This window comes from Amycolatopsis sp. NPDC004368 (assembly GCF_053602515.1).
Map to the genome: position 1 here is coordinate 11,802 of NZ_JBSGDT010000052.1, position 22,899 is coordinate 34,700.

Annotated in this window: 16 protein-coding genes and 4 pseudogenes; 7 read left to right on the forward strand and 13 right to left on the reverse strand. The window is 67.2% G+C overall.

Translation table 11 applies throughout. The features are described 5' to 3' along the window. The first annotated feature begins 326 nt into the window (after positions 1 to 326). The 3 genes from ACWEOE_RS39300 (at position 327) to ACWEOE_RS39310 (ending at position 5,161) form a co-directional block, all read left to right on the forward strand. A complete protein-coding gene (locus tag ACWEOE_RS39300; protein ID WP_452018458.1) occupies positions 327 to 3,440 on the forward strand; it encodes an RHS repeat-associated core domain-containing protein in 3,114 nt (1,037 codons plus the stop codon). Between the two features lie 1,246 nt (positions 3,441 to 4,686). Next, complete coding sequence (locus tag ACWEOE_RS39305) at positions 4,687 to 4,830, forward strand: hypothetical protein (RefSeq protein WP_452018460.1); 144 nt, start codon at positions 4,687 to 4,689, stop codon at positions 4,828 to 4,830. A 172-nt stretch (positions 4,831 to 5,002) separates the two neighbouring features. Next, a complete protein-coding gene (locus tag ACWEOE_RS39310; RefSeq protein ID WP_452018462.1) occupies positions 5,003 to 5,161 on the forward strand; it encodes an ANTAR domain-containing protein in 159 nt (52 codons plus the stop codon). 14 nt (positions 5,162 to 5,175) lie between these two features. Here the strand turns inward: ACWEOE_RS39310 and ACWEOE_RS39315 are convergent, their stop codons facing one another. Beyond that, entirely contained in the window at positions 5,176 to 5,355 is a 180-nt protein-coding gene (locus ACWEOE_RS39315) for a hypothetical protein (RefSeq protein ID WP_452018464.1), read from the reverse strand. 154 nt (positions 5,356 to 5,509) lie between these two features. Between ACWEOE_RS39315 and ACWEOE_RS39320 the strand changes: the two are divergent. Beyond that, positions 5,510 to 5,791: pseudogene (locus ACWEOE_RS39320) on the forward strand (hypothetical protein); the annotation flags it as partial. Between the two features lie 96 nt (positions 5,792 to 5,887). On the opposite strand, the pseudogene ACWEOE_RS39325 reads toward ACWEOE_RS39320, so the two are convergent. Next, positions 5,888 to 6,116: pseudogene (locus tag ACWEOE_RS39325) on the reverse strand (arsenate reductase ArsC); the annotation flags it as partial. A gap of 295 nt (positions 6,117 to 6,411) precedes the next feature. After that, positions 6,412 to 7,323 (reverse strand): SAM-dependent methyltransferase, encoded by a 912-nt coding sequence (locus ACWEOE_RS39330; RefSeq protein ID WP_452018466.1) that lies wholly within the window; start codon positions 7,321 to 7,323, stop codon positions 6,412 to 6,414. Between the two features lie 86 nt (positions 7,324 to 7,409). Between ACWEOE_RS39330 and ACWEOE_RS39335 the strand changes: the two genes are divergently transcribed. Beyond that, positions 7,410 to 8,015, forward strand: coding sequence for a TetR/AcrR family transcriptional regulator (locus ACWEOE_RS39335; protein ID WP_452018468.1), 606 nt, complete (start codon positions 7,410 to 7,412; stop codon positions 8,013 to 8,015). A gap of 212 nt (positions 8,016 to 8,227) precedes the next feature. Here the strand turns inward: ACWEOE_RS39335 and ACWEOE_RS39340 are convergent, their stop codons facing one another. The 6 genes and pseudogenes from ACWEOE_RS39340 to istA all read right to left on the reverse strand — a co-directional run bounded on the left by ACWEOE_RS39340 (position 8,228) and on the right by istA (position 13,787). Next, positions 8,228 to 8,638 carry a VOC family protein gene (locus ACWEOE_RS39340; protein ID WP_452018470.1) on the reverse strand — a complete coding sequence of 137 codons (411 nt, stop codon included), beginning with the start codon at positions 8,636 to 8,638 and terminating at the stop codon, positions 8,228 to 8,230. Between the two features lie 728 nt (positions 8,639 to 9,366). Then, positions 9,367 to 9,870 (reverse strand): hypothetical protein, encoded by a 504-nt coding sequence (locus ACWEOE_RS39345; protein WP_452018472.1) that lies wholly within the window; start codon positions 9,868 to 9,870, stop codon positions 9,367 to 9,369. Positions 9,871 to 9,905: 35 nt separating this feature from the next. Further along, positions 9,906 to 10,580, reverse strand: a complete 675-nt coding sequence (locus ACWEOE_RS39350; RefSeq protein ID WP_452018474.1) for a site-specific integrase — start codon at positions 10,578 to 10,580, stop codon at positions 9,906 to 9,908. A gap of 16 nt (positions 10,581 to 10,596) precedes the next feature. Continuing rightward, a protein-coding gene (locus ACWEOE_RS39355) for an IS3 family transposase (RefSeq protein ID WP_452018476.1) occupies positions 10,597 to 11,705 on the reverse strand; the annotation gives its coding sequence in 2 pieces (ribosomal slippage) (positions 10,597 to 11,424 and positions 11,427 to 11,705; 1,107 coding nt in all). Beyond that, positions 11,683 to 12,558 carry an IS21-like element helper ATPase IstB gene (gene istB, locus ACWEOE_RS39360; protein WP_452018478.1) on the reverse strand — a complete coding sequence of 292 codons (876 nt, stop codon included), beginning with the start codon at positions 12,556 to 12,558 and terminating at the stop codon, positions 11,683 to 11,685. Before istB ends, ACWEOE_RS39355 begins: the two co-directional genes overlap by 23 nt. Beyond that, positions 12,558 to 13,787: pseudogene (gene istA / locus ACWEOE_RS39365) on the reverse strand (IS21 family transposase). The gene istB and the pseudogene istA overlap by 1 nt, the downstream one beginning before the upstream one ends. A gap of 336 nt (positions 13,788 to 14,123) precedes the next feature. Between istA and ACWEOE_RS39370 the strand changes: the two are divergent. Then, positions 14,124 to 14,861 carry a hypothetical protein gene (locus ACWEOE_RS39370; protein ID WP_452018480.1) on the forward strand — a complete coding sequence of 246 codons (738 nt, stop codon included), beginning with the start codon at positions 14,124 to 14,126 and terminating at the stop codon, positions 14,859 to 14,861. A gap of 551 nt (positions 14,862 to 15,412) precedes the next feature. Here the strand turns inward: ACWEOE_RS39370 and ACWEOE_RS39375 are convergent. Then, positions 15,413 to 16,191, reverse strand: a pseudogene (locus ACWEOE_RS39375) (transposase family protein). Here ACWEOE_RS39375 and ACWEOE_RS39380 point away from each other — a divergent pair. Next, complete coding sequence (locus tag ACWEOE_RS39380; protein ID WP_452018498.1) at positions 16,176 to 16,547, forward strand: LamB/YcsF family protein; 372 nt, start codon at positions 16,176 to 16,178, stop codon at positions 16,545 to 16,547. The pseudogene ACWEOE_RS39375 and the gene ACWEOE_RS39380 sit on opposite strands and share 16 nt — an antisense overlap. Positions 16,548 to 16,854: 307 nt before the next feature. On the opposite strand, the gene ACWEOE_RS39385 is transcribed toward ACWEOE_RS39380, so the two are convergent. From ACWEOE_RS39385 to ACWEOE_RS39395, 3 genes are all read right to left on the reverse strand, one after another. Further along, positions 16,855 to 17,031, reverse strand: a complete 177-nt coding sequence (locus ACWEOE_RS39385) for a hypothetical protein (RefSeq protein ID WP_452018482.1) — start codon at positions 17,029 to 17,031, stop codon at positions 16,855 to 16,857. Between the two features lie 194 nt (positions 17,032 to 17,225). Then, positions 17,226 to 22,196 carry an AAA family ATPase gene (locus ACWEOE_RS39390; RefSeq protein WP_452018484.1) on the reverse strand — a complete coding sequence of 1,657 codons (4,971 nt, stop codon included), beginning with the start codon at positions 22,194 to 22,196 and terminating at the stop codon, positions 17,226 to 17,228. Between the two features lie 35 nt (positions 22,197 to 22,231). Then, the gene (locus tag ACWEOE_RS39395) at positions 22,232 to 22,510 is read right to left on the reverse strand and encodes a hypothetical protein (protein ID WP_452018486.1); all 279 of its coding nucleotides are present in this window, start codon (positions 22,508 to 22,510) and stop codon (positions 22,232 to 22,234) included. Positions 22,511 to 22,899 lie beyond the last annotated feature (389 nt).

A 22,899-nucleotide genomic window follows, 5' to 3' on the forward strand; every position in this document is an offset into this window, starting at 1 on the left:
CGTCCCCCGTGGCCGGCGTGAAGCCGGCGGCACGCGATCCGGCTCAACGCTCCGGGGATGCGTGTGACCGCGCTGATGCATTTGGACTACGTCAGGCGTAGGGACTAGCCGGGCATACGGGTCGTATCGAGTGGTTGCTGTCACGAAGCAACATTCGGTGGCGATGGACCCTTCGCCGCGTGGCTGGGGTTCGGGGGTGCTCGTTGGCCTGGGGATGCCGGTGGGTTCGGGGAGCGCGGTTGAGGCTGCACTCACTTCGTTCGAGGGGAAGAATGTTGAGATACAGATCTGCGTTAGCCGTTACCGCTGTGACGTTGGGGGCGCTGGTGGTCGCTGTACCGCAGGTGGCGTCCGCCGAGGCGCGTACGGTGGCGCCGCCGTCGACGGTGTGGACGCCGCCGGTCACGGTGAACCACACGCCCACGGGTGAGCAGCCGCCGACCGCGGCCTGGCGCCCGGGTTACAAGCCCGGCTTCGCCACGGCGGCGGTGTCGTCCTGCGGGACAAACGAAACCGGCCTGCTGCCGCAGTACCCGCTGGAGCGGTTCCCGATCTCGGATCGGATGGAGGCGCTGGTCAACACCCATGACGGGAACCTGACCATCACCCAGCGCCAGCTCACGATCAAGGGCACGGGCGAGAACCTGTCGCTGTCGCAGGTCTACAACAACCAGCGCGCCGGCACCGGCAGCTTCGGCGCCGGCTGGACGCTCAGCCACGGCCAGGACATCGGGCTGACCTTGAACGGCAGCGACGTGGTCCTGCACGGCGACTCCGGATACTGCGCCACCTTCACCCACCAGGCCGACGGCAGCTACACCGAAGCGCCCGGAACCCACGCGTCGCTGTCGAAGGGCTCGGACGGGAAGTACAGCCTGATCTTCAACGGCTCCAACGAGCGCTGGACGTTCAGCCCGGCCGGATGGCTGCTGTCGCAGGCCGACCGCAACGGCAACACCGTCACGCCCCGCTACAACATCGACGGCACCACCGCCTCGATCACCGATTCTCAGGGCCGGGTCACGAGCTTCGCCTACACCAACGGCCTGGTCTCGAAGATCACGGACCCGACCGGCACGACGGCGGCGACCTACACCTACAACACCACCGGTCAGCTGACCGACTTCACCGACCGCTCCGGCACGTCGATGCACCTGACCTGGTGGCCCTCCGGTGACCTGAACACGATCCAGGACCCGAACGGCAAGACCTACACCTTCACCTACGACACCTCCCACCGCGTGAGCAAGGTCAGCGTGCCCCGCCAGGCCGGCGCCGCGGACACGACATTCGGCTACGGCAGCGGACAGACCACCGAAACCGACCCGAATTCGCACTCGGCGACCTACCACTACGACTCCCAGGGCCGCCAGACCAGCGCGGTGGACGCGCTCGGACACGAGCAGAAGGCCACCTGGAACGCCAACGGCGACGTGGAAACCACAGCTGACGGCCTGAACAACTCGACGACCAACAGCTACGACCCGCTCAACAATCTCATCGGCACCCAGCTGCCGACCGGGGCGAAGACGTCTGTCGGTTACACCGACGCCACACATCCGCACCTGCCGACCACGGTCACCGATCCGGCCGGGGACAAGATCTCCCGCACCTACGACGACGCCGGCAACGTCAAGACCATCCACTCCGACGGCCTCAACGCCGGCCTGCAGACCCTGACCTACTTTCAACCCTCGGGTCTGGTCGATACCAGCACCGACGGCAACGGTCACGTCACCAGCTACGACTACGACAACGTCGGCAACCTCACCACCGTCACCCCGCCCACCCCGCTCGGACCCACGACCTACACCTACGACTCGCTCTCCCGGGTCGCCTCCGTCACCGACGGACGCGGGGTCCGGCTGGACTACGGCTACGACAAACTCGACCGCGTGGTCTCGGTGACCAAGCACAGCACCAGTGTCGTGCTGGAGGCCAACACCTACGACAACAACGGCAGCCTCATCCGCCGCGAGACGGCGACCGCTGTGCATACGTTCACCTATGACACCGGCGGCCTGCTGCGCACCGACACCCGCAGCGACGGCACCACCCCGAACGAGGTGTTGTCCTACACCTACGACCCGGCGACCAACCTCAAGACCATGACCGACCCGGGTGGCACCACCACCTACGGCTACGACGCCGCCAACCGGCTCACCTCGCTGGCCGATCCGTTCGGGCAGACCACGACGTTCGGCTACGACAACGCCGACCGCCGCACCAGCACCACCTGGCCCGGCGCCGGCAGCCAGACCAACGGCTACGACAACTCCGGCCGCCAGACCAGCCTCACCGTCAAAAACAGCGCCGGTACGCAGCTGCTGCAAACCACCTACAGCTACACCAAGGCCGGCGGGGTCGACTCCGACCAGATGCAATCCAAAACCGACGCCACCGGCACCACGAACTACGCCTACGACACCCTGCAACGGCTCAAGACCGCCGGCGGAACCAGCTTCGGCTACGACAACGCCGGCAATGTCACCACCTTCGGCGCGACCACGTTGACCTACAACGCCGCCGATGAACTGGTCAACGACGGGCGCACCCGCAGCTACGACACCGCGGGCAACCTGACCGGCGCCACGAACCCGACCGAGACCTACAACTACAACGACACCGGCCAGTACACCTCGTCCACCGATGCCGCGGGCAGCAGCTTCACCGCCACCTACGACACCCTCGACCAGACCCAGCCCCGCACCCTGACGTTCCACACCGCCGGGGCCGGCACGATTACGGATCAGTTCACCACCACCGCCCTCGGGTTGACCCAGGCCGTGCACAACGGGGCCCGCACCAGCATCACCCGCGACCCCAAGGGCACCATCGTCACCGAAAAAGCCCCGGCCAGCCGCTACAACGTGGTCACCGACTACCAAGGCAGCGTCGTCGCCCTCGTCTCCACCACCGGGACGCTGGCGGCCAGCTACCGCTACGACCCCTACGGCGGCAACACCAGCACCGGCACCTCCGCCGGGGACAACCCGTTCCACTACCTCGGCCAATACCAATACGGCAGCGAAATGCTGCTCGGCTACCGCTGGTACTTCCCCGGCTGGGGCCGCTTCCTCACCCCCGACCCCACCGGCCAAGAAACCAACCACTACGCCTACGCCAACAACGACCCCATTAACAACGCCGACCCCACCGGTGGAAGCACTACATCAAGCGTGGGCGCATTTGTTGGCGGCGTAATCGGGACCGCCATCGGCGCCGCGGCCGTGCTTGGCTGTCCTGCAACCGCGGGCCTGTCGTGCGCGGTCGCCGCCGGCGTGGTCGGGGCGTTGACCTCCAGTGCCGGTGCCGGACTGGGGTCGAAGCTGGGAGGCGGCTCGCCTTCAGAAGTGCGAGACGATGGTCTACTTGGCCTCGCAGGTGGAGCACTCAAGGGTGTGAGCAAGGTCGGCGGCCTGCTCGGAGAGCTGTTCTAATGTCAGTAAGGAGCTGAATGCGACGATATTTGCTAATACTCTTTCCCATTGCAATTGTGGGAATCGTGCTTGGGTTCATATTTATCGCCGATGCTGCTTGGCTTCTAATCATATCAGGATGCCTTTTTGGCGGACTTGTCGTAGATGCGATTGTGGAATGGAATCGCGCACGTCGGATCAATAAGTAAATCAGAGCGCAGCACCTATTTCGATTTGCAGCCAGCGTGCTGCGTCCGCAAGTTGCCAGACACTGCGGACGCAGCACACCCAAGTCAACGAAGTATCGAAAGATGGTTGACCGATTCAACGTGGCCACGGCAGTGATCAGGAGTGCGCTGATAGGTAAGAGGATGGCTCACGGCAGCGCCAAACTTGCCCCTCGGGGCGCCAGTTTGGCGCTGCTCGTGGGTGCCATCATTGGTGTCGTAACGTGGCGCGGGCGGCGTTGGCCCTGGCAGGATGCAGCGTCACGGCCCGTTCCTTTCGATTCCCGGCCGGCGGAAAATCGGCCGACCGCCAACAATTTTTTTCCGACGATAGCGAGTCACATAATAAAATTGGCCGGGGAGTTCAATGGGTAGACGACAGGTACTCCTCTTTGTGGTGACCCTCGTCTCCATCCTTTTGGTATTTGCTGGCGTTTTCCTTCTGCTTCGGGCTAGCCCGGGTAGCTCGACATGGATCGACGTCACTGGAGACATCGTCATCGTCGCCGGAGTCTTGGCCATGCTGGCGGCTGCACTCATCTTCATGCGCACCCGTCGGTAGCTCGAGCCTCTAGGGGCGGTGGTGGAATGGGTGGCAGCGCTGTCAACCGACCCGACTGCCTCCGTGGCGATCGACCTTGACCGGACGCTCTAGTCCGCGACCATCATCCGCCCGGGGGCACCCAGCTCTGCCCTGCAACACTGAGGTGATCTCGACGAGGGGAGGTGTGATGGCGTTCGGTGTCACCCCATTAGGTCCGCTCGGAGGCGCCATTATCGGCGGGTGCGCAACTGGCCTCGTTACCGCAGCACTGGATCATTCCAATCTGGCTCTGGGATGCGGCATCGGGGCCGCAACGGGTGCGGTTGGTCGAGGATTCTCAGTGCTAACCAAGAAAGTGGAATCACCGTTCAACTCGTAAATCTTCGGTAGGACCGATGTCGGGCAGGCACGGAAGTGGCGCCCGACCCAGGGGATGAAAACGCAGACCAGGAGATAGCCAATCGTGACAAAGAGAGTAAAACCCGTTTGGTGGCCCGTGGCAGTGCTCCTTGCGGCGGCCATCGTTTGCTTCATAATTGCATTTTCGGTGAAGGGCGCCGAATTCATGCAATATGTCGCCGGCGGTCTCTTTGTTGCCGCGGTCGCCGCGTCGGCGGAATTCATCCGTAAAAAGAATTGACTGTAGACGAGGCCGTGCCTCGCTCTCTTACCGGGGAGCGAGGCACGGTGTTGGTTGGATTTCCGAGCGTGTCATCGTCATTGGTCACCGACTATCAAGGCAGCATCGTCGTCCTGCTCTCCACCACCGGAAGCCTGGCTGCGAGCTACCGCTACGACCCCTAAGGCAGATCATGTTGTTGCGGGCCTGCTCGGCCGAGACGGCCTTCGCCCTGTTGCGTGAGCTGTCGCAGCACACGAACGTCAAGGTGCACGATGTGGCCGCGGTGGTGGTGGCGGGCAGCCGGAGACCGAGCCGGCCGACGTTGATGCCAAGGTCAAGCGCGTGGTGATGCGCCAGCTGCGGCTACGTGTCCTCGGTGACGCGTTCGGCTGACACGCCCGCGCCTCCCCGCGGATCAGGTTCGGGCGCGACGTCGCCGGGGCTGAGGTCCAGGCGCAGGCGGTGCACGTGCGGGCGTTGCCGGTTGGTGAACGCAAGGACCGAGGTCTCGGCGCGGACCTCGACGACCAGCGTGGGGTGCACGCGACGGGCCGAAGCCCTGGCCACCGTCGGCGCGCTCGCCCCGGTCAGCACCGACCGCCGCGCCGCGCTCTGGCACGCCGGCGCGGCCGCGACCACCCGCGCCGAGCACCTGCCCGGCCTCGCCATCGGGCACGACGCGCCGGCGCTGCCCGGCATGACCGCGTTCGAGCTCTCCTCCGCCGACCTGTGGGCCACCGGCGTCACCGCCGACCGCCACCCCGTCGACTTCCTCCGCGGCCATCTTGACCAGCTCGGCGCCATCCCCACCGGACAGCTGCTCGACGTGCCCGACGGCACCCGGATCAAGGTCGGCGGCGCCGTCACCCACAAACAACGCCCCGCCACCTCCGGCGGCATCACCTTCCTGAATCTGGAGGACGAGACCGGCATGTGCAACGTGGTCGTGTCCGTCGGGCTGTTTGACCGGAGTAGGCAAATTCTGATGAGCCACGCTGCCGTCGTCGTACGCGGCATCGCCAAGTCGGACAGGGGACGGTCTCGATCGTGGCCGACCAGTTCGCCCCGCTGGACCTCAAAAGCTTGGCGTCGAAGTCCCGAGACTTCCGGTAGGTGCCAGCTGCTCGATCAACGCGCTGACGCGGATGCGGATCTCGTGGCGGATCGGGCGGATCTCGGCGGCGGTTTGCCGGCGGTTCGTCGAGGTGCCAGTCGAGGTAGGTCTTGCCGGGGAAGACGGGGCAGGTGTCGCCGCAGCCCATGGTGATGACGACGTCGGGGGCCTGGAAGGCGTCGGTGGTGAGGACCAGCCTGACCAGCGTGGACACCCCCGGCAGCAGCACCCGATGCAGGTCGCCTCCGTGGTCAGCTCCCGCAGGCCCCGCCGGTCAGTTCCCCAGCCAGGCAGCTCACGAGACGGGGGCCGGGACCGGAACGCCAAACGAGACTGGCACAGCTACCTCGCAGCCCGTCCGTCGGCTGAGGCGATCGCCCAATGGCCTGCCGAGACCGCCCCGGGGCTGCCGATGATGAGACAGCACGGACGGACCGACTTTCTTCGACAATCCCGAGTGTGAGTCGGTTGTCACGCGGTAGCAGCTATTTGTTGAGGGTGCCGCTCACATAGAGCAGGTCGCTCATGCGCAGGTCGTCGTTCTCGAGGGGCGGCAGTCCGTGGGTGGCGAGGAGGTCACGGGTGGTGCTGGTGGTCAGCGCCCAGCCGAGATTGCTCAGGTAGGGGGCGGCTTCGTTGCGCTCCCCGAAATAGCGCACCTTCGCCAGGTCGGCGTCGAATCCGTGTGCGCGCCAGCGTTCGGCAATGCCGCCCAGCCGGTCCTTCGTCTTGTCCTCGTCGCCTGGCCGCGGGTTGGGCCTGCTTTCGGTCGCCAGCCGGCTGCCCGGCGCACTGAGCTCGGTGACCGTGTCCAGGAGACTGTCCTGCGCCTCGGGTGGCAGGTAGCCCAACAGCCCCTCGGCGCTCCACGCGGTCGGCCGTGCCGGGTCGAACCCGACGGTAGGCAGCGCGGCGGGCCAGTCCTCACGCAGGTCGACCGCGGCCACTCGCCGCTCGGCCGTAGGCGCGGCACCCAGCTCCGCCAACGCGCGGGACTTGAACCTGACGACCTGCGGCTGGTCGAGCTCGTATACGACGGTCCCGGCCGGCCAAGGCAGCCGATATGCGCGGGAATCCAGCCCCGAGGCCAGGATCACCGCCTGCGTGATGCCCGCGTTCGCCGCGTCGAGGAAAAACTCGTCGTAGACCTTGGTCCACACCTTGGCGCCGTCGATCGCTTCCTGTCCGACCAAGCTGTCGGGAGGCAGTTCGCCAGTCGCCAGCCGGGTGAGCAGATCGATGCCGACAGCGCGGACGAGCGGTTCGGCGAACGGGTCGTCGATCAGCGCGGGATCCGTGCGCGTCACGATCGCCCGGGCGGCGGCCGCCGCGGTCGCAGTCGCACCGACGCTGGAGGCGAGGTCCCAGGTGTCGCCGTCGCGCCTCGTGAAAGTCATGGTTTTGGTCAATCTTCTTCGGACTTGGGTCCTGTGCTCAGCGGACCGTAGCGGATACTCACGTCCGTCTGACTAAATTGAGAGCGGTGACCGCTCGTTTGACTCACAGCCGACGTTCCGACGCCCGTGACAACCGCGACCGCATCCTCGATGTGGCTTTCACGGTGTTCGTCACCGACGGACTGGACGTGCCGATCCGGGAGATCGCCCGAGGCGCCGAGGTCGGGCCCGCGACCGTCTACCGCCATTTCCCGACCAAGGAGAACCTGGCCGCCGAGGTGTTCACCAACCGGATGCGCGCATGGCGATCCAGCTTGGACGAAGGCCTCGCCGACCCTGACCCTTGGCACGGCTTTCGCCTCGCGGTCGAGAAGCTCTGTGAGCTGCAAGCACGCGACCATGGCTTCACCGCGGCGTTCAAGTCCGCCTTCCCGCGCGCGATGGACTTCGCCGCGAACCGCACTTCCTCGCTGACCTCCGCAGCCAGACTGATCCGCCGCGCCCAGGACACCGGCCAGCTGCGCCCCGACGTCGTCTTGGACGACCTCATCCTCATGATCATGGCAAACGACGGCATCCACGCGAGCACACCGGCGGTACGAATCGCGGCCTCCCGACGCTTCGCCGCACTCATAATCCAAGCTTTCCAAGCCCCACCAGCGACTTCGCCGCTGCCGCAGGCGACACACTGACGCCGGCCACGGGCATCCAGCACCCACCTCGCCCGGCGGCGAGCACCTCAGACACGATCGCGAGTGCCTCTTACAGCGACAGCATCTTCGGCCTGCTGTCCCCCGCCGAGCCAGACTACGCCCCACAGCTGGCCGACCTTCGCTCTACGACGGAGCGCCGATCTGAGCCGCTGCCCCGATCGCCGGGCTGAAGGCGAGTCGAGTGGACATCGTCAGCTCAGCGAAACGGTGCCGTCTTCGAAGACGCGCCAGTTGGGGTTGCGAGCGATCTCCCAAATGATGCCGTTCGGGTCGCGGACGTGAGCATGGAAGATGCCACCGAACTCGCCGGGTTGTGGCTTCTTCAACACGGTTCCACCGGCGGCGGCCATGGTGTCCACAATAGACCGGACCTCTTCGGGGCTGTCGACGTTGTGGGAGATGATCACACCGGAGACCGAGGCACGGTCAGTGCCGTCGGCGAGGTCACGGTTAAAACTCGCCGCGTCGAATAGGCCCAGCACCACACCGCGCGCCACCTGGAAGAAGATGATCTCGCCCGCCACGTCGGCCAGCGGCATCCAGCCCAGAGCGTCCGCATAGAAGCGACGCGCGGCGTCTAGATCGGCGGTCGCGAAGGTCATGAAGTGTATGTTCTGCCGCACTGTGTCCCCTTTCGTCGGCGATCAGCGTAGAGCCTGCTTTATGCCAAAGGGTGCGAGCGCCCACCAGCTTGAGCCGAGCGGGAACGGGGGCTGGCCACGCTCGACACCGTGGTCGAGGGACTGGCCAACCTCGGCCGACGCATCACCGTCCAGACGATAGACGTTCCCTTCGACCGCACCGACGACCCCTGAGTCGTCGAACCGACCGGCGGTGCAATGCCGAAACCACCATCACGACCATTGTGTCGCTCCGCGGGCTGCGAAACCGGCTCTGGAGGCGGGACTGGTGCCTGCACCCCTGCCGCGGTGCAAGCAGTACCGGGGCCGAGCCGTCCTGGCTCATGCTGCAGTTCGGCGTCGCGTCCCCCGGTGAGCAGAGGTGAGCGCGCCGCGGGCGGAGAGCCTCCAGGATCAGCTGGGTGGGCGTCCCAGAACCGGCATGCCGACCATCACCGGCCCGGTGTGGTGGTCCCGGCGGGTGATGCGGTCGAGGTCGGCCAGTTTTGTTGTCGCGGCGTTCAAGCTGGCGGTCAGGCCTGCGACTTCGCCGAGCCAGCCGTCATGCGGGCTTCGCTGATCCGGTCGCACAGGTTCGCCACGATCTCGACCAGCCGGACGCGCTGGCGGGGATCGACGTGCAACACGGGGCACCGGACGCAGGCTTCTCTGAACTCGATTGTGGGTGCTGAAGTTCGGCCTGGTAGGGGTCAGGGCAGCAGTTGGCGGGTCTCGATCCAGGGAAGAAGCCGATCGCGCGTCGGACCTGGCTGCAGATGGCCGATAAGTCGCTCCAGGTGGGCTGTCACGCTCTTGTGCCGCCGCAGCTCGCGGACCTGTTCAGCGGAAAGCTCACGCCAGTTGCTGGCGAGAGTCGCTGCTTCTGATGGCGACATCACCAGGGCGGCGAGCGTGTCGGCGCCCAATGCCTCGGGAGGCCAGTTGGCATTCCCGTCCTGGGGACCGAGGTATTCGATCACCCACATTCGCAGCATGAAGTCCTGCTGGAGTTCGCGCGCCGATCCCTGTGCGCCGCTGCCGCGCATGCACCTGTTCGCCATCAGCGACAGCTCGGCCCAGTGCCGACGTACTTCGCGGGGCTGGTCGGAATCGTAGGCATGCTGCTGGGCGAGAAGTCGAACCGATTCGAGTTGCCACCAATCGTGGGTGTTTGCAGTGAACGTCCGGAGGCGTTCGATCGGCCAGGCACTCATTCCTGGCTCCGGCCCCGATTGATCTGAACCACCACTCACTGGCCTTCGCTCCTGATCATGGGCATGCCGATACCGATGACGGCTCGTTGTCCGGAACGCCGGACGACCTGGGCGAGCTTATCCTCGGCGCCGGCGAGGCTGACCTTGAGTCCTTCGACCTCGCCGAGCCAGCCTCGCGGATCGCGCGACATGCGGATCGCCGCGGTGTGGCGCAGGTCGTGCAACGTCCAATTCGTGCCCAAGACCGCATTCAGGCGGCGGAACACCGCGCGCAGCGATTCATAGCTCAACGGCTGGCGCGCAAGCCCACCGCCACGATCTCGTCGCCGCAGCGACTGCCACAGCGGATCACCGGCACCAACCTCGCCAACCTCGCCAACCTCGACCAGGTAGAGCCGTAGCCACACCAACGACTCCGCGCTGACCGGCAGCCACTGAACCGCACGCGTGCCCTTGCGCTCCACCCGGATCTGCTGCTCACCCCAATCCTCGTCCGCACCCGCCATGCCCAGCAACTCACTCGGCCGGGCCGCCGAGCTCACCCCCATCGCGACAATCGCGCGGTCCCGGTTCGACCGCAGTCGACCGAACAGCGTGTCAACGGCGGCTGAAGCTGGACCCTGTGGCGACGGATGAAAAAGGACCCCCTGTGGCTTGTTGTTAGTCGTTGGCTTTGGTGGCCGGGGGTCTGCCCAGACTTCGGTTGACACTGGAGTTGACTGTTTCTCAGGCCGCTGCTGCGGTGGTGTAGATGGTCTCAAACTCGACTGGGGTGAGCTTGCCCAGGGCGCGTTGGCGGCGTTTGCGGTGGTACTTCGTCTCGATCCAGGACACGATCGCTAATCGGAGCTCCTCCCGGGTGCGCCACCGTCGGGTGTCGAGAACGTTCTTTTGCAGCAGCGAGAAGAACGATTCCATCGCGGCGTTGTCACCGCAGGCGCCGACCCGCCCCATCGACCCGGTCAGCCCATGCGCCTGCAGCAGGCGCCGGTAGGGCGCCGATTGGAATTGGGCTCCGCGGTCGGAGTGGACCACGACACCGTGCGGGTCGCGCAGGGCGATGGAGTATCCGACGATCTTGTTGGAGTAGCAGTCCTTGACCGCGCACAAGTACAGCTTGCCCTCGCTGGTGGCATGCTCGGTGATATCGGTCAGCCACTTCACGTTCGGGGCGCCGGCGGTGAAATCGCGGCGCACGAGGTCGTCGTGCACCGGCGGGCCGGCTGTGCGGGTGCGGTCTTTCTTCTTGGCGTGCAGTGAGAAGATCTGCTGCATCGAGCAGATCCGCCACACCCGGTTCTCCGAGGCGGTGAACCCGCGCCGGGCGAGTTCGTCCGCGATGAACCGGTAGCCGTCGGCCGGGTCGTCGGCGTGGATCTCGAGCGCGGTGTCGATCAGATGCGCGTCGTCCCAGTCCCGCTGCGAGACCGGGGACGAACACCACTGGTAGTAGGCTTGCCGGGAGATCCCCAGCACCCTGCACGTCACCGCGACCGGCACCCGCATAGGGGCGCCGGCCGCGGCCAGGTCACGGACGAGCGGGAAGACTATTTTCCCGGCAGATTGCCCTGCGCCAGATAGGCCGCCGCCTTTCGCAGGACCTCGTTCTCCTGCTCCAGCAACCGGTTGCGTTTACGCAGTTCCCGCAGCTCGGCGGACTCATCCCGGGTCACGCCGGGCCGGGTGCCGTCCTCAACGTCGGCCGCGCGCAGCCAGTTCGCCAGACACGACTCGGAGATCCCGAAATCCTTGGCGACCTGCTTCAACGAGACCTCGCCGCGGCGGGCCACAGCGATCACGTCGTCACGAAACTCACGGGGATAGGGCTTGGGCACGACGACATCCTTCCAGGCGAGGCCGAAGCCTCACAGATGAGGTGTCAACCAGACCCTGGGCAGACCCCGGTGGGACTCGGCCGAGGTCTCGGTCCTTGAGGCGGTAGCTGTCTCCTTTCATCGAGATCACTTCAGCGTGGTGGACGAGGCGGTCGATCATGGCCGCGGCGACGACGTCGTCGCCGAAGACCTCGCCCCAGCGCCCGAACGGCTTGTTCGACGTGACGATCAATCTGGCGCGCTCATAACGCGACGACACCAGCTGGAAGAACAGGTTGGCCGCCTCGGCCTCGAACGGGATGTAGCCGACCTCGTCGACGATGATCAGCGGAATCCGCCCGAGTTTGACCAGCTCGGCCTGCAGGTTCCCGGCGTGGTGGGCATCCGCGAGGCGAGCAACCCACTCGGCGGCGGTGGCGAACGCGACCCGGTGCCCGGCCTGCCAGGCCCGCATCCCCAGCACGATCGACAGATGCGTCTTCCCCGTCCCCGGCGGGCCGAGGAACACGACGTTCTCCTTGGCGGTGATGAAGTCCAGGGTGCCGAGGTGGGTGATGGTGTCGCGTTTGAGCGAGCGCTGGTGGTCGAAGTCGAACTCCTCCAACGATTTTCGCGCCGGGAACCGAGCGGAGCGGATGCGGCCCTCGCCCCCGTGGGACTCCCGCGCGGCGACCTCGCGTTGCAGGCAGGCAGCGAGGAACTCCTCGTGCGTCCAGTTCTCCGCGCGGGCCCGTTCGGCCAGCCGCTCGACGGCCTGGCCCAAGGACGGGGCCTTCAACGCGCGAGTGAGGTAGGCGATCTCGCCGTCGATGTTGCGGCCGCTGGTGTTGGCGGCGGGTTTCGTGGTGGCCATCAGGCGATCCCCTCTGCGCTGCTCTCGAGACCGAACAGGCGGTCGTAGTCGGTCAGGGCCCGGTGCTCGACGCTGGTGTCGGCCTTCGGAACCGCGACCAGCCGGCGGGCCTGGCGCAGTTGGGCGGCCGCGTGGACGGGGTCGGTGATGCTCTGGTGATCGGCCCAGCAACGGGCATGCCGGGCGACCTCGACGTCCTCGCAGGTGACCACGACCTCGTCGAGATCGGCGGCGAGATGGACGAGGCGTCCGACGACACTCGGGTGGACCGAATAGTCGTTGGAATCGAGGCGCAGGTTGTGATCTCTCGGCAGGCGTATGGTCGATCGCCAGCCGGTCACCGGCGCGACCGGGGGCAGCTCGATCATCGCGGTCCGATCGGCCGCCCAGCGATCGACCGGGCGGCAACCCAACCGCCGATGCCGGCGCTGGTCGGCCAGCTGCAGCCAGCCCGTGAGCTGGGTGTTGAAGTCAGCCGGGCTGGCGAAAGCCCGTCCGGGCAGGAACGAGGTCTCCAGATAGCCGTTGACCCGCTCGACCAGGCCCTTGGCCTCCGGATCGCCGGGCCGGCACTGGATCACTTTGATGCCGAGCGTTCCGCGGAAGGCGTTCATCGCTTCGGTCAGCTGCGGTTTCCCGCTCCGCCACTGCCCGACGGCGGACTCGTTGTCCCAGACCAGGGCCTTGGGAACCCGTCCCCAGCCTGACGGAAGGCGCCAGTGCCCGGCCAGCAGATCCGGAGACTGCCTCGACGGCAACATCACCGCCGTGATCATCCGCGAATAGCCGCTGACCAGCACAACCCCGGCGGCCGACCGGTCTGGCCGAACCCCAGCGGCACGTCCACCGGCGGGAACCACAGATCACACTGCGCGAGCTCACCAGGCTCGTAATCGGTCCGGCTGGCCGGATCCGGCGGCGCGAACAACGGCCGCAGCTCCCGCACTCGCTCCTTGCAGCACGGTCAGCGACCTCGTCCACCCGACCCGTTCCGCGATCACCGTCGCCGGCATTGCCGGCCACTCCGCCAGCAACGGCCGGATCTGCGGCTCCACAGCGTGCACAATCGACCCGCGCGGCGGCCGCTGATACCGCGGTGGCCCCTCGGCCACCAACGCCCGCCGGACTGCGTTCCGGCCGATCCCGAGCCGCCGGCCGATCGCCTTGATCGGCACGCCTTCCGCTCGGTGAAGACGACGGATCTCCGCCCAGCCCTGCACACTGATCACTCCCTACCCTGAACGGGGTCCGTTCTTACCCGTCGGTAGGGGGTCAGCTTTCACGCCTCGTCGACAGTCAGGGCAGTTTGTCAGGCACTTCGGAGCGGACGGTCGTGTAGGGCGCGCTTCGATGCACGGATTTTGAATCCGGTCGGGAAACCCTTGATTGCCTGCACGGATCGCCCGATCGACCGAAGTTTGAGGGCACGGGGCGTGGCGGGTCGAACAGGCACGCGTTGGCTGGGCCGAACGGGTGGTAAGAGCGAGCCGGGTCACCTATGCGGTCCGTACTGTCGGTGCCTGGGTGTATCGCTTCTGTGAGCAAAACCCACAGGAGGAGGAGTCGTGCCACCACGCAACTACACCCGTGGCGATCGCGCCGCACTGATTCTGTTCGGCCAAGGAAAGTGTTACTGGGGACCGGGCTGCACGGAGCCCCTGCTCAAGAAGGTCGAAGATCGATACCGCCTCAACTTGCAGATCGCGCACATCCGATCGGACGAGAAGGCGGCCCAGCGCTACGTGCCTGCGCTGCCCGTGACGCTGGTCGATGCCTTCGACAACCTGCTGTTCCTTTGCAAGCCCCACCACGACACGGTCGACGAACCGGGGGCTGATCAGCGATTCACGATCGAACTACTCGAAGGCTGGAAGCGCGAGCGCGAGGAAGGACGCTACGACCAGCTGCGGGGTCTGCGTGACATCACAGAGGACGGCCTAGTCGAACGGATCAGTTCGGCGATCGAGACGCAGAATCAGGATATCCGCGCCACGTTGGCTCGCCTTGAGCAGACAGACGGAGAAGCAGCAGCCCTCATCCGGGAACTTCGTGACGAGATCAAAGCTCTACGCAGGTCAGGATCGATCCTCGACCCGGACGTTGTGTCGATGCTCAGCTCGGCGGCACGCGACCTTAGGCACCTTGAAGACAACGCCGCGATGCTGAAGTACTCGGCGCGTGACCTCGGGCACCTTGAAGGCAGCGCACGCAACCTGGCCAACGCCGTCCGCGGCGCGGCCGGACTGGACGATATGGCATCACGCCTCGAGCAAGTAGTGCGCCGCGCGGCCGGCTTCATGTAGGCGAGACCAGGCTTGCATCGAGAAGACCCTCGACCTCACGCGCCGCGAGGACTGCCGAGTCCTGATCGCCTCGGAAAGCATTGGGACGAGCTGTCTGTGCCTACCTGGAATCAACCGGAGAGCGAGCGAATCGCCTCAGCTGGTATTCGCGCTGGCAGGAGGCGGTTCTCCTGCTCTCCATGGATACTCAGGAAGTGAGCCCAGCAGAATTCGAACCTGAGACTTTGCCTCCGGAGAGCGAGACGCCGTCATGTCTTGGCTAGCCCTCTGACCTGCGCATATTCCTCCTCTACTGCCGAACTGCGGGGCCATTGCGAAGACATTAAGAATCAGCGGAGTGATGTAAGCTTCAAAATACCCTTCATGATTATCTGGAAATTCTAAGCGATTGCCGTCGCGCTTCCGCAGCATCGCTTGAACTTAGGCCAACGGGAGTGTGAGCAGATGGCCATGCCCGTACTCGCGTACTTCGAGCAGGTCGTTGACCTGTGACAACACGCTAAGCGCTGTCTCGTAACTGATCTTGTGGTTGGTGGGATTGATGTTGTGGTTCAGTTGGTTAGGAGGATGTTGTGCAGATGCGCGATGCCGGAGACGGTGTCGTTCAGGGTGCTGGCGGCGCGACGGTAGTCGCGCAGGATCTTCCAGCACTTCATCCGCGACAGCGCGTGCTCGACCCGAGCACGGATCTTGCGGTGGACGGCGTTGAGGTCTTCCTGCCAGTCCGGCAGATCGCTGCCGTCACGAGGTTTGCGGTAAGGCATGATCACCCTGGAGTTGCCTTGGTAGCCCCCGTCGGCCATCACCGGGCGCCCGGCCAGTTCCCGCTCCATGCCGCAGTCGCGGTAGACGGTGCAGTCGTTGCGGTTGCCCGGATGCGCGTCCCCGGCGGCGCTCACCAACCGGGTGTCCGCGTCGATCGCGACTTGCACGTTCGCCGAGAACCGGTAGTTCTTCGAGGGTGTCGCCAGCCGGTGGTCCCGCGTCGGCACCAAGGTGCCGTCCACGATCGCGACCGAGTCGATCCGGCGCTTGCGGACCGGGCCAGCGCCAGCAGCGGGCCGATGGTGTCGATCACCCGGTGCGCCGCGGAATGCGACACCCCGAACAGCGGCCCGATCTGGCGCATCGTCAGGTTCGTCCGCCAGTACGTCGCGACCAGCAGCACACGATCGGCCAGGTCAAGCCGCCACTGACGACCCGTCCGACCATCAGCGATCTCGTCACCACCACGGTCCGCCACGACCCGCACCAGCTTGCGGAACTGCCCCGGTTCCAAGCCCGTGAAAGGGGCAATCCACTCCGACCGCGACGCTGAGATCACCTGCACCACACCATGATCAACCAACAGCACCAGTCGACGTACACCGGGTTACGAGACATCCCTTAGTTGATCAACGTTACAAGGACCTCACGCTGTACGCCCTGCCAGGCTCAGCACTCGCCGATGCCGGACGGGCGCACGGCCTGAAAGTGGTCGACGAGTACTTCGCGGATCGCCCCTACAAGGCGCGAACGTCATCATGTTCGGCTGAAACCTCAATGACCTCGGCTCGCCTGCCGACGCCGCCGACCGGGTCACGAAGATGCTTACGGATGACCGTTTCGATTCCGTCGAAACCATCTGCGCACACAGCGATACCCCAGGCGCACCGCAGCTCTTGGCCGAGGTCCGTCGCCGGCTGATCGCCGGCGGCTACGGGCTCGGCCCGACAGCGGCGCGCTGAACCCTTGACGCCTCGTGCGATCCCCACCGCGCGAGGCCAGGACGGCACGGCTGCCACCACCCAACCCGCGGCGGTGGTCGTGCCGTCCTTAATTCCACTGGCAGGAGCACGTCTCATCGACCTTCTGGTCGGCCTCGACCTCGGGCGGCTGGCCACGCAACCCTCGCCTTGCACAGTCGGCGGGCGTTTCACCACTGGTACAAGTAGACACTGGCCGGGCGTCGACAGCGCAACCCCGGCCCCGCACCAGTACAGCCAAGGTGCGTTCAGAAATCGAGCGTGAACAGCATGCAGGAACTCGCCGCGTGGGCGAGCAGCCGGTCGGCCGAGTCCCACAGCTCGGACTGGGCCAAGGCGGTTCGACGTCTGCTGTTGAGGACCGTGCCAATCTCCCTGATCGGCCCTGCGTCAACCATGATCGGCCGCAGGTAGGGCACCGTCAATCAACGCTGCTGTTGGTCTTCCCCCGGGGAAGTTGACCCCGCTCAAGGACCTGCCGGATCCCGGCAAGCCAGGCGGGAAAGCGCGCCGTGGCCGCGTCGCCGCGCTCCCGGCGCGGTCGAAGGAGAAGCGCAGCTGCAGGCCCGAGGAGCCGGCGAACTCGGCGTTGCGCTCGCGTGGGAGCGCCGGCGCACCATCACTCCGGCGAGTTCATCACCCCTGCATCGCTTTCCATGGCGGACGACAAGTCCGCGCCGTCGAGCGGGAGCTTCGCCTGCAGGCTCGTCCCCGATCCGCGCGGGCTCTGGAGAAGGATCCGGCCGCCGATCGCCTCGACGCGGTCTTTGAGGCCGAGTAAACCGGTGCCCCCGGTGAGCTCGGCGCCGCCGACGCCGTCATCGCGTACCGAGATGCGCAATACGCCGTTCGCCGCGTCGGAACGGATGGTCACGGCGACCGAGGATGCCCGTGAGTGCTTGGCCGCGTTGGTGAGTGCCTCCGCGACGATGAAGTAGGCGCTGACCTCGACATGCTTGGGTAGTTTCGGCAGCGGGGGCAGGTCGAGGTCGACCGGGATCGGTGAGCGGCGGCCGAGCGTGCGTATCGCGGGCTGGAGCCCTCCCGTGTCCAGGATTCCCGGGTGAATGCCGCGCGCGATCTCCCGCAGCTCGTCGATCACGCTGACGGCTTCGGCGGCGAGCTCGCCAAGATCGCTGGCGAGTTCACCGGATTCCACCGCCTCGGCCGCGCGTAGCCGCAGGGCGAGCGCGACGAGCCGCTGCTGGGCGCCGTCGTGCAAGTCCCGCTCGATGCGGTGGCGCGCATGGTCGGCCGCCGTCACGAGGCGGGCTCGTGAGGCGGTGAGCTGGGTGTACAGCTGCACATTGTCGAGCGAAACGGCGAGCTGGCCCGCGATGAGCTTGACGGCATCAAGCCGTTCCGCGGTGAAGGCGCCGCGGATCAGGCGGTTTTCCAGTAGCAGAGCGGCTCGCAGGACGCCGCGGCTCAGGATCGGCACCGCGAGCAGTGAGCAGCACGTGAGGTCGGCGAACCACGGGTCGCGGGCAAAACGTTCGTCGCGGGTGGCGTCGGTGACGACCAGCGGCTCGCCCGTGCGCTGGACGTAGCGCACCACCGACAGCGGGGCCGCATGTTCGTCGAGGTTGTCCACCACGTCGCTACTGGGGGTGGGCAGCAGCCAGTCATTGAGATCGTCGCTCCAGTGAAGCAGCTGCACGGCGGTGGCGCCGGTCAGCGCGGAGAGCACCTCGACGACGCGGGCGCGCAGGCGACCGATGCTGGTCTCTGAGCTCAGCGCCTGGGAGGCGGACAGGATACCGAGCAAGTCGAGGGCGCCGGTGGTGATGACGGAGCTCTGAGGGAGGCCCTCGGCGAGCTCGCCGCCGAGCCCTGGCGTGGTATCGGTTCCGGATCGCAAGGTGGGGTAGGCCCAGTCGAGCTGGGCAACCTTGGCGGTCGCTCCCCAGGCGGCGTAGCACCTTCGGGCCTGGACGAGCAGTTCTTGGCCGGTGTGGTCAAGGCCGTGGGCTAGGTGAAAGCGGGCGGTGCGCTCGGTGATCAGGGCTCGGTGCCACGGGCGTTGGTGCCGGACAGCCTCGCGGCGGGCGGTGTCGAAGGCCAGGGCGCCGGCGCGGAAGTCGCCGACCGTCCAGGCCCGTTCGGCCTCGAGCAGCCGCAGCAGGTGCAGGAAGTTGTCCGGGGCGTCGGCGGCGCGGGCGGCCAGCCAGCTCGTCACCTCGTCCAGGTCGGTCAGCAGCGCCGCACGTTCGTCGCCGTCGGTAGCGCGGGCCTGGCCGGCCAGGGCCAGCCCCCGCAGCAGGCGGGCCAGGGCGGACGGGTAGAAGCCCGAGGTCGCCTGGAGCATCGGCATCGCGGCAGCGGTGTGCCTCGCCAGGCCGGCCGGATCGCCGAAGACCGCGGCGGCGACCGCTCGGGCCAGGTGGGCAAACAGGAGCGCCGACGGGTTGTCGGCATACCTGGCGATGGGGATGGCGTCACCGGCTTGAACTGGGCTTTCGCCGCGCAGGACAGCCGCCAGCCACCGATAGCTCTCGAGCCACTGGGCGGTTTGTTCGCTACCGGTGCGGCGCACGAAGGCCAGGCCGGCATCCACCTCGGCGACGTAGTCGTCCAGCGAGGGGGCACACTCCAGCAGTCCCGCCACACCAGGTGCGTAGGCGTATCCGGCCCAGGCCGGCTCGCCCGCTGCGATCAGTGCTTCCCGGGCACACTCGGCCGTTCGGACGGCGTTCTCGATCGGCTCGAACCAGCAGCAGACACTGGCGAACGCCGAGCGCACTGGAGCGGTGTCGGGTTCGTAGCCGCGGGCATCGCCCAGCTCCAGGAGCCGGCGCATCGCGCGGTACGCGGAAGCGTAGTCGTCGCGCAGCACCATCGCGGCGATGGCAGCGTGGCTCGCCGGCCCGAGAAGGGTGCGGCCGGGCCCGTGTCCGAGCCAGATCCGCAACGCCTCCAGGCTCAGCCACCCGTACAGGGCGACATCGGGGACGAAGTAGGCCGGCGGCAGAACCACGTTGATCAGACGGGACGCGGCGAGCAAGGTGGGCTCGGCCAGATCCGGCCGGCTCAGGTCGTCGGAGGGGCCGGTGTGGTCCAGCCACTGGTACAGGTGGTCGAACTGACCGTCGAGTTCAAGGGGGAGCCGCTCGGTCGTGGGAACGACGATGCCGCAGTCAGCCAAGGACTCCCGGCCGAGCTCGATCGCCTCCCTGAACCGTTTCCGGTGGGTCAGACTGCGCACCTCCAAGCAGGTGGCGTCGGCACGCTGCATGGCGCTGGGACACAGTCGGGCGATCCTGCGGTACTCGTCGGCCGCCTCGTCCAGGCGCCCCAAACTGTACAAAGCGGCCTGGCGGCCGCTGTGCAGCTCGACCCGAGTGCCGATCGCCTCCTGGTCGACCAACTGCAAAGCGGCGGTCAGCAGCGCGTGCACCAGCGTGTGGTCCCCGATCAACCGTGCCTGGCAGGCAGCGCGGCGCAGCAGCGTCACCGCTTGTGTTCGCTCGGCGGCGTCGCCGACGGCGTCGGCGACAGGTAGGTACTGCTCGGCGGCGGCGGCGAACAGCTCCGGCACCCCGGCCAGCCGCCGGGCCATGGCCAGATGGAGCGCGCCTCGCCGGTGGGGGCCGAGCCGGCGAACCACGGCCTCGCGGATGCGGTCGTGCGGAAACCGGACCTCCCCGCCGTCGACTTCCAGAAAGCCTTCGTCGAGGACGGGCGCCAGGTGCTGGTGGAGTGCGGCTTCCGGTTCGTCGGTGGCGGTGCCCAGCAGGCTCAGCTCGGCGCGCCCGCCTAGACAGGCCATCGCCTCCACCAACGCTCGGGACGGCGCCGGCAGGGCCTCGACCCGCGCCGCCACCAGGGAGCCGACCTCAGACCGGCCCAGATGCGCCCGCACCGCCGCCGAGTCCCACTGCCAGCCGGTACCGCTGGCAGTGAGCATCCCCTCTCTTCCCAGTGCGTTGAGCAGCTGCACGGTTTCGAACGGGTTGCCGGACGTGCGCGGCGCGAGCACCTCGGCCAGGCCTGTTGCCGCGTCTGCGTCGGCGTGCAGCATGTCGGCGACCATGGCGGCCAACCCCTGGAGCGGCAGCTCGCCCAGCCGCAGGGACCGCACGCCGGGCCGGGCACGGGAAAGCAGTGCCGCGAGCGGCCGTGCGGAGTCCACGTCCTCGTCTCGGTGCACCCCCACCAACAGCAGGCCGGCGATCGGCTCCTCGTCGAGCAGAAGGTCGACGAACCCGAGCGGGCCAAGCCCCGCCCATTGCAGATCGTCGAGGAACAGCACCACCGGTCGCTCCGGTGAGGCGACCGCCCGCAGGACCTGAACGCTGTTGTGCTGTGCCCTCGATTGCGCAGTGAGCGGGTTGCCGGGATCGGGCGCCACGTCGAGCAGTGCGGCGAACTCCGGCACCACCGCGGTCATCAGACCGGCGTTGGAGCCCGCCGCGGCAGCGATCCGTCGTCGGACCACATCCAGCTCGCTCTCCGGCTCGGCCAGCAGCAGCCGGCCGAGGCAGCGGAACGCCTGGTACAGCCCGTCGAACTCCAGATCTCGCCGGTACTGGTCGAACTTGCCCGCGAGGAACCAGCCGCCCCGGCTCGCCACCGTCGGCCGCAACTCATCGACCAGTGTCGTTTTTCCCGCCCCGGCCGCGCCGCTGACCAGCATCCCCCGGCACCGGCCCCCGAGCGCGTCCTCGAACGCCGCCTGCAACACGGCCACCTCGGCGTCGCGTCCCACCAGCCGGGGCGGCGCGGCCAGCGCGGGCGGGAAGTCGTGCTCACCGACGCGGAGTGAACCCGTCGCCGGCCCGGCCCGGGTGCTCCGTACCCGTTCCAGGTCGTAGACCAGGCCCTCCGCGGTCTGGTACCGATCGTCCGGCTCCTTCTCCAGCAGATGCAGGATGATCTCGGAGACTGGCGGCGGCAGCGCCGCGTTGACCTCATTCGGCGGCGTCGGGACTCGCGCAAGGTGGTCGTGAGTGAGCCGCAGCGGGTCGCCTGAGCCGAACGGCGGCGCGCCCGTCGCCAGTTCGTACAGCGTCGCGCCCAGCGAGTACAGGTCGGTTCGCCGATCCAGCGGACGGCCGGTGCGGCCGGTCTGCTCGGGCGCCAGGTACGGCAGCGTCCCGACGATCTCGCCGCGATCGGCGGACCGCTCACCGCCATCGGCGACAGACGTGGCCAACGCGAAATCCACCAGACACGGCAAACCGTCGGAAGAGATCACCACGTTCGCCGGCGTGATGTCGCGGTGGAGCACCCCGCGACAGTGCACAGCCGCGACGGCCCTGGCCAACCCCAGACCGACGTCGACCAAGACTCCGACTTGCAGCGGCTTCGAGAGTTCCGCCAGATTCCGAGCGCCCGCGTCCGCCAGCACGATCGAGCCCGGAAGCCGCCCCGCCGCCTCCACCAATTGTGCGACACCCGCGACACCGCGAAGCCGCTCCAGCACCGCCCGTTCGTGCCGCAGCCGCCGCTGCGCGTCCGGCCCGAGCGGCTGCTTGCCGACGACGGTCCGCCCGGGGAGGAACAGCCGTACAACGCGGGTCCGTTCGTTCTCACCGAGAATCTCGACCCGCGCGGACGGGTCGTGGAGCGGAAGTTCACCCTCGCCCATCCGGCACCTCCACCGTCGGACTCGAGACCTCCTGCTTACACCCATTTCAGCTCGATGGCGATCCCAGCACAGCAGCGCGATGTCACGTTGGCGGCGAGGTTCCGGTGCGGTGGAGCCTGCGTCGACGAGGACGCGCACGCGGTGTCGCCGGTGCGCAACCAGAGATCACCGGCCACCGCGACCGATCTCGGCCATGCCGGGCTGCGCGGGCCGGCGTGGGTCTCGCGATGAAAGACGCTGATAGACAACGCGAAAGCTGGCCAGGCCGTGAAGCCGGCGGCGGCGAGCTGCGATCGGGAGGGCGACATCGTCAAGCCGCGCAGGGTCAAGGACTTGGGAACCGGCCGATGGGTCGAACACGAACAGGCAGCTCACCGACCCGGCTGCCGCGATGTAGAACGGCCCCGTCATCGGCGGCCAACCCGCAGACGTCTGCGGCAAGCGTGGCAGCTCGGTGCCGTGCACCTCCGGGAGCCTCACGAGCGCGAACAACCGAACAGCGCAACAGGCCGGCGCTCATCGCACCTCCTCCCCTTCTGGCTCGGCGCCGGGAGGATGCCCACCTGCACGGCGAGGGGCACGTTCCGCACGACCGAGTCGACCCGGATCACCACGACCTGCTGCGCGGGTTCATCGCTGGGGCCGGGTGCCGAGACGGTGCCTTCGACCTCGTCACTTACGTGCGCCGCGCGGCCGAGACCAC